Raw genomic sequence first — 13,318 nt, 5'->3', positions numbered from 1 at the left:
CCCGGCGGGGGCGTCAGCCCTGGGTGATGTAGCGGAGCGTCGGGAACATCATGCCCACCACCGGCTGCAGCTGGATGCCGGGTGCCGTGTAGTAGATGTTGTTCGCCTGGTACCAGACCGACCACCATGCCTGGTCGACGAGGGCCTCGTTGAGCTCCTTGACGGCCGCGGTCTGGGCGTCGCCGCGCTCGGTCTGGACCTTCTCGACGAGAGGGGCGATGACCTCGTTCTTCGCGTAGTCGGGCTCCGGGTTGAACCACTGCACGCTGGTCACCTGGCGGGCGACCGTGGCGACGTCGTTGCCGTCCATCGCGAGGAACGAGATGAACATGGGGTAGTTCGGTGCGTTCAGCTGGTAGTCGGGCATCTGCATGTTGTCCCAGGTGACCTTCACGCCGAGCTCGGTGAGCGCCTGCTCGGCCGAGGGCTTCCACATCTCGAAGATGGGCGACATGGGCATCGAGATGGCGAACCCGTCGGGGTATCCGGCGTCGGCCAGCAGTTGCTTGGCCTTGTCCATGTTGTAGGCGTAGGTCTCGTTGAGCGCCGGGTCGTTGATCGGCCCGCCGTCGGGGAACACCTGGTTGGTCGCGACGCCGGCTCCGCTGCCGACGGCGGCGAGGATGGCCGCTCCGTCGAAGGCGTAGTTCAGCGCCTGGCGCACCTCGAGCTTGCCGAGCGGCTCGCTCTTGACGCCGGTGTGGTCGGTGATGACCAGGCCCGCCCAGCCGGACACGCGCTCGGCCGTGTTCCAGCCCTGCTGCTTCGCCTGCTCCAGGTTGGCGACATCGCCGTACTGCACGTTGATCTGACCGCTCAACATGGCGTTGTGGCGCGCGGTGGCGTCGGTGATCGGGAAGATCGCCAGTTCGGAGAACGGATAGGCCTCGGCGTCCCAGTGGTCGGCTGCCTTGGTGAAGTGGTACTCGGCGCCGGCGACGCTCGTCGTGCTGTCGAGGACGTAGGGTCCGGAGCCGATCGGCTCACTCCCGAGTGTGCCGGCTTCGATGGCGGCCGGGGAGGCGACGTAGCTGCGGCCGAGGCCCATGAAGTAGAGGATCGTGTCGTCGCGCTGCGTGAGGACGATGCGGACCGTGTCGTCGTCGACCTTGTCGAAGGCGGAGACGTTGACGTAGGCCTCACCCGAGCGGGCGCCGGCCTTGAGGTATTCGAGGCTCGCGATCACGGCGTCGACATCGACCGGGGTGCCGTCGCTGAACACGGCGTCGGTGCGGATGTCGAGGTCGATGCTGAGGTCGTCGTCGGCGACGGTCCACTCGGTGGCGAGCGACGGGATCGGATCGCCGTCTTCGTCGAGGGCGATCAACGCGTCGTACACGGCCGACAGGTACGGCCCGTCGAAGCCGATGTCGGCCAGCGACGGGTCCCACGACGTGACGTCGAGGAAGTTGCCGATGTTGAGGGCGTCGGGGCTCTCGACACCGCTGCCGTCGGACGGCGAGGGTGTGGCGCCGCCGCTGCAGCTGGTGAGCGCGAGCGTCGCGGCGACGGCCGCGGCGAGCGCGAGGGGCATTCGTTTCATGGTTCCTTCTCTCGGGTGCAGGGGGTGGTGAAGAAGGTTCGACGTGCCGCTTGACCGGAGGCCGGATCGACGTCACTTCGATGTGTCGTGGTGGTTAGTCTACATGCGTGGAAAAAGAGCGCAAGAGCGTTTCTCGTCCGCGAGGCGCCGACTCATGCCTCGGGGTGCACCGGGCTTGTCCGAGCGCGCAGGCATAGCGGCGCCAGCGGACGTCAGCGCTCAGCCGACGCGCTCAAGCGGCGCACTCACACAGCGCAGCGCAGCCACGCGGCGCACTCACGCGGCGATGTCGAAGCGCGCTCTGCCGCCCAGGCGCGGGACGCGCGCAGAGTCGACCGCAGCGGGCGGCACGAACCACACCCTCCCGCACCCGCCACCGCCGTCGACCCGGATCTCCCATCCGTTGTCATGGATGCGGTGGTGACACGTCTCGCACAGCAGCACCCCGTTCGACAGGTCGGTCGGCCCGCGGTCGCGCTTCCACCACCGGATGTGATGCGCCTTCGTCATCTCCGGCGGCAACCCGCACATCGCGCACCCACCATCCCGCTCCACCAACGCCAACCGCTGCGACCGCGTGAACAGGCGCTTCTCACGCCCCCAGTCGAGCACTTCGCTCGCAGCGCCGAGCACGCACGGGATGACTCCCCACCCGCGGCCATCCGCCGCGCAGCGCCGATACTGACCGGATGGTCCAGACCGTCGAGGGCTGCCGACCCCGACCCGGACTCGAGGTCTTCGAGGCTCATCCGCACCACGACGGTCGCACCCGCCAGCGGCACCTTGGCTTCACATCCGAGCACGTGCGCGGCGAACACGGCGAGCGCGTCGGCCTGGATCATCGGCACCGTGCGACGGTCGGCATCGCACGAATCGGGCGCGGCAGCATCCTTCCGCGCAGCGAACGCGGCGGTCACGTACCCGCGGATCGCGGTCACCACGGGAGCCGCGGTCTCGACGTCGAGGACCGCGTTCAGATGCACCATCCCGTCGCGCTCGTGGACGGTCAATGATCGACGGGAGCGCTGCTCCTCGAGGCGCGGCTCCACCCCGTCCGGGTCCAACCATGCCTCCGCCCGCACGATCAGCTTCCGCACGTCGTCGAGCGCGAGTCCGATTGCCTCCTCGACCAGCAGCCGCTCCGCCTCGGCGACACGCACCGCCCCGGCCGCCACCCGACACCGGTCCAGAAGAGCGACGATCAAGGCCGCCACCTGCGCGCTCAGCATGCCGGCGCCGAGCGCCTCCCGCACGGCCGGATACCTCGCCGGGAGGGGCGCACCGAGGAGATCGGCCCGCGGTGCGACCGCTTCTCCCACCTTCACGAGCCGAGTCGCATCACCGCGTGACACGCCGACCGTCGCCGCGATCATCGTCGCCGGATTGCGGAACCCCTGCTGCTTCGCGAGGCTCTCGGCGCCCAGCTCCGGACGGGACTCGCGAGAGATACACGCGGCCACCTCGATGTGCACCGCATCCAGCCGCCTCTGCAACACCCCGATGGATGCGCTCACGGCGATCAGCTGCTGCCGGGACAGCTCGCCGGACGCATCGGCGTCTGCCCACGCCTCATCGAGGCGGGACATCGCCTCATGCAACGCGGCCAACTTCGACATGACTCGATTCTACCGGGAATCCCGCACACTTTCGAAGATCTGTTCGAGTCATTCCGGCATGCCGCCATGCCTCGAACCTCGAACCGAAACGGACTGTCCAACCTCGACGACACGGCCCGTTCACCGGCAACAGAGACGATCGAACGCCCGCCTCGCACATGCCCGCCTTCCTCGCCCACACGCCTACACGCCCACACGCCCACTCACCTCCTCGCCCACACGCCCACCTCGCCCACACGCCAACACGCCCTCCTCGCCCACTCGCCCGCACACCCACTCGCCGATGAGGGAATCCCCCACCTCCGCTCCACGTTCTCCCTCCTCGGACCCCTCCACGAAAGGCCCGTGATGACCGACCACCCGCGCCCCTCCGCCTGGCCGCCCCTCTTGATCGCGATCGCGCTGGAGGTCACGGCGACGCTCTCGTTGCGCGCGGCCGAGGGGTTCACGCATCCGCTGTGGTTGATCGTCGTCGCGGTCGGCTACACGGGCTCGCTGTGGCTGCTGTCGGTCGTGCTCGACCGCGGCATGGCCGTCGGCGTGGCCTACGGGATCTGGTCGGCGGTCGGCGTCGTGCTCACGGCGGTGTTCGGCACCATGCTGTTCGGCGAGGTCCTCGGCCCCGTGCAGCTGATCGGCGTCGGCGTCATCGTGGTCGGCGTGCTGCTGGTCGAGCTCGGGTCGCATGCGCGCGAGTCGACGGAGGCCGCGTCATGATCTGGCTGCTGCTGGCCCTCGCGATCGGCAGCGAGGTCACCGCGACCCTGAGCCTGCGCGCGTCCGAAGGACTCCGGCGCAAACGCTGGATCCCCGTGATCGTCGTCGGATACCTCGCGGCCTTCACGCTGCTCGGCACGATTCTCGCGCTGGGGATGCCGGTGGGTGTCGCCTACGGCATCTGGGCAGCCGCGGGCGTCGCGCTGACTGCGGTCCTGGGCCGCGTGATCTTCAAGGACCACTTCTCCCTCATGATGGCGATCGGCGTCGCGCTCATCGCGGCCGGCGTGGCGATGATCGAGTTCGGCGGCGCGCACTAGTCGCGCACGTCGAACCGATGCGCAGGATCGGGTCTCGGCCCGCGCTCCTCACCAGACGCCGTCGGCGCGCACCTCCCGATCGACCCGGCATGCGGCGAGCGCATCGCGCACCTCGGCTCCGTGATCGCGGGCGAGGGCGAGAGCCGCGTGGTTCTGCTCCAGCTGCGAGAGTCGAGAGGCGCCGAACAGCACGTTCGCCGTCGCGGGGTTGGTGAGGCAGAAGGCGATGCCGAGCGCGGCCGGTGTCACCCCGAACTCCCCGCGATGCGCGCGACAGTGGGGAACACCGCGGCGATCTGCTCGCGGATGCCCCCACGTCGGCGCCGATCTTGCGCTCGGGCACCCGCCCGGTGGCGAGGATGCCGCCCTCGAACACGTCCGACGCCTGGAGCGTGAGCGTCCCGTCGGCGAACAACGGACCGTAGGCGTCGCCCTCGGCCATCGATCGACGGGCGATGCCGTACTTCAGCTGCGCGAACACCGGCCCGGCGACGCGCTGCGCCTCTGCTTCGGCGATGGCCTGCCGCGTGTGCTCGATCCGCCAGTTGTTGATGCCCCAGGAGTCGACGAGCCCCTCGGCGATCAGGTCGTTCACCTCCGTGACGAGTCGCGGCATGTCGGGGGCGTCGAGATAGTCCCCCACGACGAGCGTGTCGAAGCGGTCGAGCCCTGCGCGCTGCAGCGACTCGACGAGTTGCGCGCGGAACCCCTGGTTCGGCCAGTCCCACAGCCAGAGCTTGCCGCACAGCACGATGTCGGCCCGGTCGACACCGCTCGCCCGCAGCGCCTGGCCGAAGAGGATGTCGGTCTTCGAGTTCTCGGCATGCGGACCCATGTTGTAGTAAGCCACGTCGAAGAACCCGGCGTCGAGGTCGACCGCTCGACGGATCAGGGCGACGGCCTCGTCCGGCCCCATCCGGTCCCAGGTGTTCCACGACCCGAGGGCGAGCGGCGGCACAGGACTCCCACCGGCGCGGAGGGACTTCCGGGGATATGTCGATTCGGGCATGAAGGCTCCTTCGCCATCTCTTCGCACGGGGTTGTGTTTTTCTATGTTTGTAGAATATAACGGAGACACTCCGTCAGACCAGCCGTCAGTGAGGACGAACATGACCGCATCTCCCCGCCGCATCCTCGTCACCGGAGGCGCATCCGGACTCGGCCGCGGAATCGCCGCCGCCTTCCGCGAGAGCGGCGACGTCGTCTTCATCGGCGACGTGGATGCGGATGCCGCCGCCAGGGTCGCCGCCGAGATCGGCGCGACGGCCCTCGCCCTCGACATCGCCGACGAGTCGTCGGTCCTCGCCGCTGCGGAGCTGCTCGCAGCAGACGGCGGCATCGACGTGCTCGTCAACAACGCGGGCGTCGTCGCGGGCGGCGGCACGCTGCAGGAGGTCCCGGTCGACGTGTTCGACACGGCCCTCCATGTGAACGTGCGCGGCACCTTCCTGATGCTGCGCACGTTCGGCGCCCTGTTCGCCGAGGCGGGGCGCGGCGCGATCGTGAACATCTCGTCGATCGGCGCCAGACAGCCCACCCCGGGCTCGGCCACTACGAGGCCACGAAAGCCGCTGTCGATGCTCTGACCCGCACGGCCGCGATCGAGCTCGCGCCCTCCGGTGTACGAGTCAACGCCGTCGCCCCCGGCCCCGTGCTCACCCCGCTGACCGCCGACTTCGCATCGAACCCCGCTGCGCGCGCGGCCTGGGAGTCGCGCATCCCGCTCGGCACGATCGCCGCCGTCGAGCAGGTCGCTCCCCTCGTCGTCTTCCTCGCGAGCGACGCCGCCAGCCACATCACCGGAGTCTCCGTCGCCGTCGACGGCGGACAGCTCCTGGTCTGAACACCGCCGTCTGGAGAACCATGTCCGTCCCCACCACCGACCTGCCGCGCATCGCCGACCTGCCGCGCACGACTCGCGCCGCCGTGCTCACCGCGCACGGCGAGCCCCTCACCCTGCAGGACCTCCCGCTCCCTTCCGAGATCGAACCGGGCGCGGCCCTCGTGCGCATCGCCTGCACCACGCTGTGCGGCACCGACATCGAGATCTGGGAGGGGCGGATGACGTTCCCCGGCATGCTCCCGATGGTGCTCGGTCACGAGATGGTCGGCGAGATCGTCGCCACCGGGCCGGACACCAGAGACGCCCTCGGTCGCCCGCTCGCGCCCGGCGACCGCATCGGCTGGTCCGAGTCGACGTGCGGCGAGTGTCACGGGTGCGTGGTGCTGCGCGAACCCGTCGCGTGCACACGCCGCGGGTACGGCTTCCTGCAACGCGCCGACGTGCCCCCGTTCGCCACCGCCGGCCTCTCGGAGTACGCCTACGTCACCCCGGGAGCGGCCAAGCTGCTGCTCCCGGCATCCGTGAAGGACACCTGGGCCTCGATGGCGGGCTGCGCGGCCAAGACGGTGCTGCGGGCGTTCGAACGCGCCGGACGCCTCCGGACCGGGTCGAGCGTGGTCGTGCAGGGTGCCGGCGCCCTCGGGATCTTCGCCACCGCCGTCGCGAAGATCTCCGGCGCCGGCCAGGTGATCACGGTCGGCGCACCCGCATCCCGCCTCGCACTCGCCGGACGTTTCGGCGCCGACGCCGTCGTCGACTTCCGCGACGGACCGGTGGTCGACCAGGTCATGGCGCTCACCGGCGGTCGCGGCGCCGACCACGTGTTCGACTTCGCCGGCGCCCCGGGTGTCGGTCCTGACGCGATCGGGATGGCGGCACAGCGCGGGACCATCGCGATCGTGGGCTCCACGGGCCCCGCCGGCGACGGCTTCCCCCTCAGCACCATCATGGGGAAGGAGCTCACCGTGGTCGGCTCGCTCAACGGCGACATCTCGGACTACTCCCGCGCGATCGACTTCTTCACCGCCTTCGCCGACCGCTTCCCGTGGGACGAGCTCTTCAGCACCCCGGTCGGCCTCGCCGACGCCTCGACGAAGATCGCCCACATGCACCACCTCGATGAGGTCAAGGCCGTCATCGACCCGAGACGGTGAGGACGACCATGACCGCTCCCCTCCTGCCCCGCCGCGAGATCGGCCGCAGCGGCATCGACGCCGGGCTGTTCTCACTCGGCTCCTGGCACACCTACGACCGGATGGACTTCGCCGACGCGGTCGCCATGCTGCGCGAGGCCACCGACCGCGGCGTGAACCTCTTCGACGTCGGTGTCTACTCCGCGCCGGGCGCCCCTCCCGTGTTCACCGACGTGATCTTCTCGGCCATGGTGCGCGCGGCAGGCCTCCGCCGCGACGAGTGGTTGCTGTCGTCGAAGCTGTGGCTCGAGGCCTTCGGCGACGACGGGTTCCGCCCGCAGCTCGAGAACGCCCTGATGCGCGTCGGCGTCGAGCACGCCGACCTCGTGATCCTGGGCGACCTGCGCCGCGACGACCTCGACCTGCGCGAGCTCGTCCTCGACCTCGCCCGGCTCCAGGACGCCGGCCTGATCCGCGCCTGGGGTGTGAACAACTGGTCGGCGTCGAGCATCCAGACCCTGATCGACATCGCCGCGGCCGAGGGCGTCGCGGGGCCGCAGATCGCGCAGCTGAAGTACAGCGTCGCGCGGCGCTCGATCCCCGACGGCGAGCCCTTCGCACGACTGTGGGACCAGGGGCTGACCCTGCAGGCCTCCGACTGCCTCGAGGGCGGCGTGCTGGCTGGGAAGGTGAACAGCGACCGGCAGATCGGCCGCGACCCCGGCGACATCCGGGAGCGGATCATCGCCGACGTGCCGGCTTTCGCGGAGGTCGCGTCGTCGCTGGGCGTGTCCCCGGCGCAGCTCGGCATCGCGTTCACGCTCACCCACCCCGCGCTCACCACGACGCTGTTCGGCGCCTCGAGCATCGAGCAGCTGCGCGCCAACCTCGACGCCCTCGCCCTGGTCGACCGCCTCGGGGTCGAGGAACTGCGCCGCCTCGTCGAGCCGTTCTGGGCCGACCGCGGGGTCGTCGACCCCGAAGGCCCCTGACCCCCGTCGCCCGCCACGCCCGCAAGGAGAACCATGACCGCCATCGCCGCCGGACACCCGACCGTCGCCCCCGTGCCCTTCGACCCCGAGGTGCAGGCCGTGCTCGATGAGCTCGCCGCGAACCCGCAGCCGCCGCTCACCCGCGAGACCCTGCCGCGGGAGGGCGCGGACCGGATGTTCCCCGACAACGACACGGTCATCGCGGGCCGCGCCATCGATGGGGAGGACCGTGTCATCCCCGGTCCCGCCGGAGCGCCCGACATCGAGATCACGGTGTTCCGCCCCACAGGATCGAGCGGCCGGACGCTTCCCGCGTTCGTGAACATCCACGGCGGCGGCATGATCGTCGGCCACCGCTCGTGGGAGACCGGCCGTGTCGTCGACATCGTGGCCGAACACGGGGTCGTCGCGGTGAACGTGGAGTACCGCCTCGCCCCGGAGGATCCCTATCCCGCGGGCGTCGAGGACTGCTACGCGGCCTTCGTCTGGGTGCACGCACACGCCGCGGAGCTCGGCATCGACCCCGAGCGCATCGTCGTCGGGGGCGGCAGCGCCGGAGGAGGCCTCACCGCCGCGGTCGCACTCCTCGCCCGCGATCGGCAGGGCCCCGTCATGGCCGGACAACTGCTGCTGTGCCCCATGATCGACAACACCAACACCACGGTCGCGAGTCGTCAGTACGACGGCATCGGCACGTGGCAGCGCGAGCTGAACCTGCTGGCCTGGTCGTGCGTGCTCGGCGACGACCTCGCGTTCAGCGACGAGGCCCCGGCCTACGCCGCACCGAGTCGCGCAGCCGACCTCTCCGGACTCCCTCCGGCGTACATCGAGGTCGGCGAGGCCGAGGCCTTCCGCGATGAGGACACCGAATACGCCCTGCGCATCTGGGCGACCGGCGGACAGGCCGAGCTGCATGTCTGGGGCGGCGGCGCACACGGCTTCGACATGTACATGCCCGAAGCCGAGATCTCCCGCGCCGCTCTGGCCGCTCGTGCCTCGTGGCTGCGGCGGATCTGGCGGGCGGCCCGATGACCGTGCCGCTGCCCGTCCCGTACGACCCCGAGCTGGTCGCCGGACTCGACGCCTTCGTGCGGATGGTCGAGATCATCCCGCTGCGCGCCGACACGATCCTCGCGAACCGCACCCACTTCGCCACGATCATCCCGCCCATGGCCGTGCAGGCGGAGGGGCGGGCGATCACGTGGGAGGACCGTGTGATCCCTGGTCCGGCAGGCGCGCCCGACATCGAGATCACGATCGTGCGGCCGATGCGCCCGGCTTCCGCGCCGGCACCCGCCGTGCTGTCGATCCACGGCGGCGGCATGGTCCTGGGAACACGGTTCTTCGGCACGGCGGAACTCATCGACCTCGCCGAGCGTCACGGGGTGGTCGGAGTCGCGGTCGAATACCGCCTCGCGCCCGAGCACCCGGGCCCGGCGCAGGCCGAGGACTGCTATGCCGCCCTGGAGTGGATGGCCGCCCACGCCGACGACCTCGGCATCGACCCCGACCGCATCATCGCCTCGGGGATGAGCGCGGGCGGAGGTCTCTCCGCGGCGGTCGCCCTTCTGTCGCGCGACCGGAATGGGCCGCGCCTGGCCGGCCAGCTGCTCGGGTGCCCGATGCTCGACGACCGCAACGACACCCCTCCAGCCGGCAGTACGACGGGTTCGGCGCGTGGGACCGCAACAACAACGACACCGCGTGGGACGCCATCGCCGGCGACGACCGGTTCAGCGACCGGGTGTCTCCCTCCACGGCTCCCGCCCGTGCCGAGGATCTGTCTGGGCTCGCCCCGGCGTTCATCGAGGTGGGCGCCGCCGAGACGTTCCGCGACGAGGCGGTCGAGTACGCCCTGCGCATCTGGGCGACCGGCGGACAGGCCGAGCTGCACGTGTGGGCGGGCGGATACCACGGGTTCGCGGGATTCTCGCCGGAGGCCGAGGTGTCGCGGGCCGCCGTCGCCGCGCGCGAGAGCTGGCTGCGGCGCACCCTGCGCCTGGACGGATGACTCTCCCGGGGTCGGCGGAACAGGGCCGTCCGCGCATGAGCACGCTGCGGGCCATGCTGGTGCTCGGGATGCTGGAGGCCTTCGGACCCCTGTCCATGGACCTCTACCTGCCGCAGCTGCCGCAGCTCGCCGCGTCTCTCGGCACCACCGAGGCTCTGGCTCAGGTCACGATGTCGGCGTGCATGATCGGGCTGGGGCTCGGGCAGCTCGTCGCGGGGCCGCTCAGCGACCGGCTCGGTCGACGCCTGCCGTTGCTGGTCGGTGTCGTGGCGTTCACCGTGCTCTCCGTCGTGTGCGCGGTCGCGCCGAACATCGAGCTGCTGCTGGTCGCGCGCTTCCTGCAGGGACTCGCGGGCTCGGCGGGCATCGTGATCTGCCTCGCCATCGCCAGGGACCAGTTCGAGGGCGTCGAGCTGTCGCGCATGCTGTCACTGTTGTTCCTCGTCTCCGGCACGGCGCCGATCATCGCGCCCGTCGTCGGAGGTCAGCTCGCCCGCATCATGGACTGGCGCGGCATCTTCGGGGTGCTCGGCGCGGTCGGGGTCGTCCTCCTCCTCGTCGTGGTGTTCGCCCTGCCGGAGACCCTCCCTCCGGCGGCACGACACGGCGGAGGGCTCCGCACACTCGGGGCGCACGCCGGCGCGGTCGTCCGCGATCGGCTCTTCGTGGCGGTGCTGTGCGCCGCGGCGGGCGGCGGCGTCGCGTTCTTCACCTATCTGTCGATGTCGTCGTTCGTGCTGCAGGAGCAGTTCGGTCTCACCCCGCAGGCCTTCAGCATCGCGTTCGCGGCCGGAGCGCTGGCGAGCATCGTCGGCAGCCAGACCAGCCGACTCGTGGTGCGGCGCTGGGAACGCTGCGCGTGTATCTCGGCGGGATCACGGCCACGCTGCTCGCCACGACGGTGTTCCTCGTGCTCGCGTTGACGGGCACCGGGGTGCAAGGGGTGATCGCGGCTCTCGTCGGCTTCATGCTGTGCTCGGGTCTCGGCGGCCCCAACGGTCAGACACTGGCGCTCGCGCACCACGGCAGTCGCGCCGGCACCGCCTCGGCGCTGCTCGGCATGGCGACGTTCCTGTTCGGCCCCGTGCTCGCCCCTCTCGCCGCGGGCCTCGGCGGCACGAACGCGGTGACGATGGCCGTCACGATGACGGTGGCCTCGGCGGTCGCCGCCGTCGCGGCATGGGCGTTCGTGCGCCGCGCTGCGGCGTCTCAGTAGCGCGCCGAGAACGCCCCGTCCGACTGGAGCAGCTGGCCGGAGATCCACCGGCCTTCGGTCGAGACGAGGAACTCCACGACCGCGGCCACGTCGGCGGGGCGACCCAGACGACCCAGGGGTGTCATCGCCGCGAGCGACTCCCGCGTGTCGGCGTCCATCCATCCGGTGTCGATCGGTCCGGGGTTGAGCACGTTCGCCGAGATCCCGCGCGGACCGAGCTCTCGCGCGGCGGAGATCACGAGCCGGTCGAGCGCCCCCTTCGACGCCCCGTAGGGGAGGTTGCCCGTGACGTGGTCGCTCGTGAGGGCGAGGATCACTCCCCGTCGTCGTCCACCTGGCGGGCGAACGCCGCGATCAGCAGCAGGCTCGCGCGCGCGTTCACGGCGACGTGCCGGTCGAAGCTCTCGGCCGTCGTGTCGAGGATGCCGGACTCGACGTCGTGGGCATGGCTGAGGATGAGCGCGGTGATCGGTCCGTGCACGGCGTTCACCTCCGCGACGAGCGCCTCTGGCCCCTCGGGGGTCGCGAGGTCGGCGGGGTGGTCGGCGTCGTGGATGTCGCTGGTGACGACCGTCCAGCCGGCGGCCCGGAGTCGAGGGACGATGCCGGCGGCGATGCTGTTCGCGCGGGCGGCGCCGGTGATCAGGGCGAGGGGCATCCGGCCACGCTAGCGGACGAGAGGTGCAGCGCGTGGGTCAGAACCCGAGGCACATGACAGCGACCCCCGCGGCCATGGCCCACGACTCGGTCGTGAGCAGTCGTGCCGTGCGGCCGTGGTGCACGGGGGTGATGACCCACTCGCCGACCACGGTCCACAGCACCACGCCGACGACGCCGATCAGCACGAGCACCGACAGCACACCGGACATGCCGTGCCCGCCGTGGCCTGCGCTCACGACCGCCGTCGCCGGCGACACCGCGACCGCAGCCGATGCGCCCTCGAAGGCGCAGATCGCCATCACCAGCGAGACCAGGGCGCGGTGGCAGCACGTGGCGGCAGCCGCGGTTCCGCGGACTCCCATCGTGCCGACCATGGCGGAGAGCAGCAGCACGACGCCGAGCACGAGTCCGATCAGCGGTTCGCCGTCCGTCGCGGCGAGGATCAGCATCGCCGCCGCCATCACGAGCGCGGTCTGCCGCCCCTGCCAGGGCACTGCGCGCCACGCGGCGAGGCAGGCGACCGCCGAGACGGTCGCCGCGGCGGCCATCAGCCACGGTGCTGCGGGAAGGAGGTGCTCCACTCGGGCAGTATATTGATCACTCGCTCAATATCGCTAGACCCGGTCTCGATGCGACAAGATGGGCACGTGCCCCGCATCGTCGATCACGATGAGCGCCGCCGGCAGATCGCCGAGGCGCTGCTCGCCGTCGCCGCGCGCGACGGACACGAGAGCGTCTCCTCGCGCGCGGTCGCCGCGGAGCTCGGCGTCGCGACCGGGTCGCTATGGCACTACTTCGACGGCTTCGACGAGGTCGTGCGCGCCGCGGCCGCCGAGGTCACCCGCCGCACCGACGCCCGCATCTCGGACGCGACGGCCGGACTGCGCGGGCTGGCGCGGCTGCAGGCCCTGATGCGCGAGGTGCTCCCGATCGACGAGCACACCCGCACCGAGGCGCACGTGGTCGTCGGCTTCTGGGGGCGCCTTGCCGCACTCGCGCCCACCCCGGACGCCGGGGCGCCGACGCTCGCGACCTGGCAGCACAGCATCCGCCTCGCCCTGGACGAGGCCGTCGACGACGGCGAGCTGCGCCAGGACACCCCCACCGAGTCCGTGATGGCGCTGCTGCGCTCGATCACCTACGGGCAGCAGATCGTCGAGGTCACCGAGCCGCAGCCCGCCGCGGCCCATCTCGCCGTGCTCGACGGCATCCTCTCCCCCTGGCTCGCCTGAGCCGCGCCCGCACCCACGCACCCCGCCCCCGATCG

Annotated in this window: 13 protein-coding genes and 3 pseudogenes; 10 read left to right on the top strand and 6 right to left on the bottom strand. The window is 71.0% G+C overall.

What is annotated here, in order from left to right:
• Positions 1-13: 13 nt before the first annotated feature.
• The 3 genes from K1X59_RS06530 to K1X59_RS06525 form a co-directional block, all read right to left on the bottom strand.
• Positions 14-1,543 carry an ABC transporter substrate-binding protein gene (locus K1X59_RS06530; RefSeq protein WP_244632467.1) on the bottom strand — a complete coding sequence of 510 codons (1,530 nt, stop codon included), beginning with the start codon at positions 1,541-1,543 and terminating at the stop codon, positions 14-16.
• A 276-nt stretch (positions 1,544-1,819) separates the two neighbouring features.
• Positions 1,820-2,053 carry an HNH endonuclease gene (locus tag K1X59_RS21050; RefSeq protein ID WP_258567135.1) on the bottom strand — a complete coding sequence of 78 codons (234 nt, stop codon included), beginning with the start codon at positions 2,051-2,053 and terminating at the stop codon, positions 1,820-1,822.
• The gene (locus tag K1X59_RS06525; protein ID WP_258567134.1) at positions 2,050-3,159 is read right to left on the bottom strand and encodes a 13E12 repeat family protein; all 1,110 of its coding nucleotides are present in this window, start codon (positions 3,157-3,159) and stop codon (positions 2,050-2,052) included. The genes K1X59_RS21050 and K1X59_RS06525 overlap by 4 nt, the downstream gene beginning before the upstream one ends.
• A gap of 348 nt (positions 3,160-3,507) precedes the next feature.
• Here K1X59_RS06525 and K1X59_RS06520 point away from each other — a divergent pair, with 348 nt between their 5' ends.
• Together K1X59_RS06520 and K1X59_RS06515 are read left to right on the top strand one after the other, a co-directional pair.
• Positions 3,508-3,876 carry a multidrug efflux SMR transporter gene (locus K1X59_RS06520; protein ID WP_183152217.1) on the top strand — a complete coding sequence of 123 codons (369 nt, stop codon included), beginning with the start codon at positions 3,508-3,510 and terminating at the stop codon, positions 3,874-3,876.
• Positions 3,873-4,196: a multidrug efflux SMR transporter gene (locus K1X59_RS06515; RefSeq protein ID WP_183152216.1), complete on the top strand. Its 324-nt coding sequence runs from the start codon at positions 3,873-3,875 to the stop codon at positions 4,194-4,196. Before K1X59_RS06520 ends, K1X59_RS06515 begins: the two co-directional genes overlap by 4 nt.
• On the opposite strand, the gene K1X59_RS06510 is transcribed toward K1X59_RS06515, so the two are convergent.
• Positions 4,150-5,205 carry an aldo/keto reductase gene (locus tag K1X59_RS06510; protein ID WP_258567133.1) on the bottom strand — a complete coding sequence of 352 codons (1,056 nt, stop codon included), beginning with the start codon at positions 5,203-5,205 and terminating at the stop codon, positions 4,150-4,152. The genes K1X59_RS06515 and K1X59_RS06510 overlap by 47 nt on opposite strands.
• Between K1X59_RS06510 and K1X59_RS22790 the strand changes: the two are divergent.
• From K1X59_RS22790 to K1X59_RS21035, 7 genes and pseudogenes are all read left to right on the top strand, one after another.
• Positions 5,204-6,039 (top strand): annotated as a pseudogene (locus K1X59_RS22790) (SDR family NAD(P)-dependent oxidoreductase). The gene K1X59_RS06510 and the pseudogene K1X59_RS22790 sit on opposite strands and share 2 nt — an antisense overlap.
• Positions 6,040-6,059: 20 nt before the next feature.
• A complete protein-coding gene (locus K1X59_RS06500; RefSeq protein ID WP_220174055.1) occupies positions 6,060-7,193 on the top strand; it encodes a zinc-binding dehydrogenase in 1,134 nt (377 codons plus the stop codon).
• An 8-nt stretch (positions 7,194-7,201) separates the two neighbouring features.
• The gene (locus K1X59_RS06495; RefSeq protein ID WP_183152215.1) at positions 7,202-8,164 is read left to right on the top strand and encodes an aldo/keto reductase; all 963 of its coding nucleotides are present in this window, start codon (positions 7,202-7,204) and stop codon (positions 8,162-8,164) included.
• Positions 8,165-8,197: 33 nt separating this feature from the next.
• Positions 8,198-9,196, top strand: coding sequence for an alpha/beta hydrolase (locus tag K1X59_RS06490; RefSeq protein ID WP_220174054.1), 999 nt, complete (start codon positions 8,198-8,200; stop codon positions 9,194-9,196).
• A gap of 137 nt (positions 9,197-9,333) precedes the next feature.
• Positions 9,334-10,175 (top strand): annotated as a pseudogene (locus K1X59_RS06485) (alpha/beta hydrolase).
• Positions 10,172-11,098, top strand: coding sequence for a multidrug effflux MFS transporter (locus K1X59_RS06480; RefSeq protein WP_258567132.1), 927 nt, complete (start codon positions 10,172-10,174; stop codon positions 11,096-11,098). Before K1X59_RS06485 ends, K1X59_RS06480 begins: the two are co-directional and overlap by 4 nt.
• The gene (locus tag K1X59_RS21035) at positions 11,035-11,391 is read left to right on the top strand and encodes a hypothetical protein (RefSeq protein ID WP_258567131.1); all 357 of its coding nucleotides are present in this window, start codon (positions 11,035-11,037) and stop codon (positions 11,389-11,391) included. The genes K1X59_RS06480 and K1X59_RS21035 overlap by 64 nt, the downstream gene beginning before the upstream one ends.
• Here the strand turns inward: K1X59_RS21035 and K1X59_RS06475 are convergent.
• Together K1X59_RS06475 and K1X59_RS06470 are read right to left on the bottom strand one after the other, a co-directional pair.
• Positions 11,385-12,049: pseudogene (locus tag K1X59_RS06475) on the bottom strand (SDR family oxidoreductase). The gene K1X59_RS21035 and the pseudogene K1X59_RS06475 sit on opposite strands and share 7 nt — an antisense overlap.
• A gap of 37 nt (positions 12,050-12,086) precedes the next feature.
• The gene (locus K1X59_RS06470) at positions 12,087-12,632 is read right to left on the bottom strand and encodes a hypothetical protein (RefSeq protein ID WP_183152214.1); all 546 of its coding nucleotides are present in this window, start codon (positions 12,630-12,632) and stop codon (positions 12,087-12,089) included.
• A 66-nt stretch (positions 12,633-12,698) separates the two neighbouring features.
• Between K1X59_RS06470 and K1X59_RS06465 the strand changes: the two genes are divergently transcribed.
• Entirely contained in the window at positions 12,699-13,283 is a 585-nt protein-coding gene (locus tag K1X59_RS06465) for a TetR/AcrR family transcriptional regulator (RefSeq protein ID WP_220174053.1), read from the top strand.
• The last annotated feature ends 35 nt before the right edge of the window (positions 13,284-13,318 follow it).

It is taken from the genome of Microbacterium sp. Se5.02b, from assembly GCF_019464375.1.
In the GTDB taxonomy this organism is placed as follows: domain Bacteria; phylum Actinomycetota; class Actinomycetes; order Actinomycetales; family Microbacteriaceae; genus Microbacterium.
Note: the sequence above shows the minus strand (reverse complement) of the source record. Positions and strands in the feature narration are given on the sequence as shown.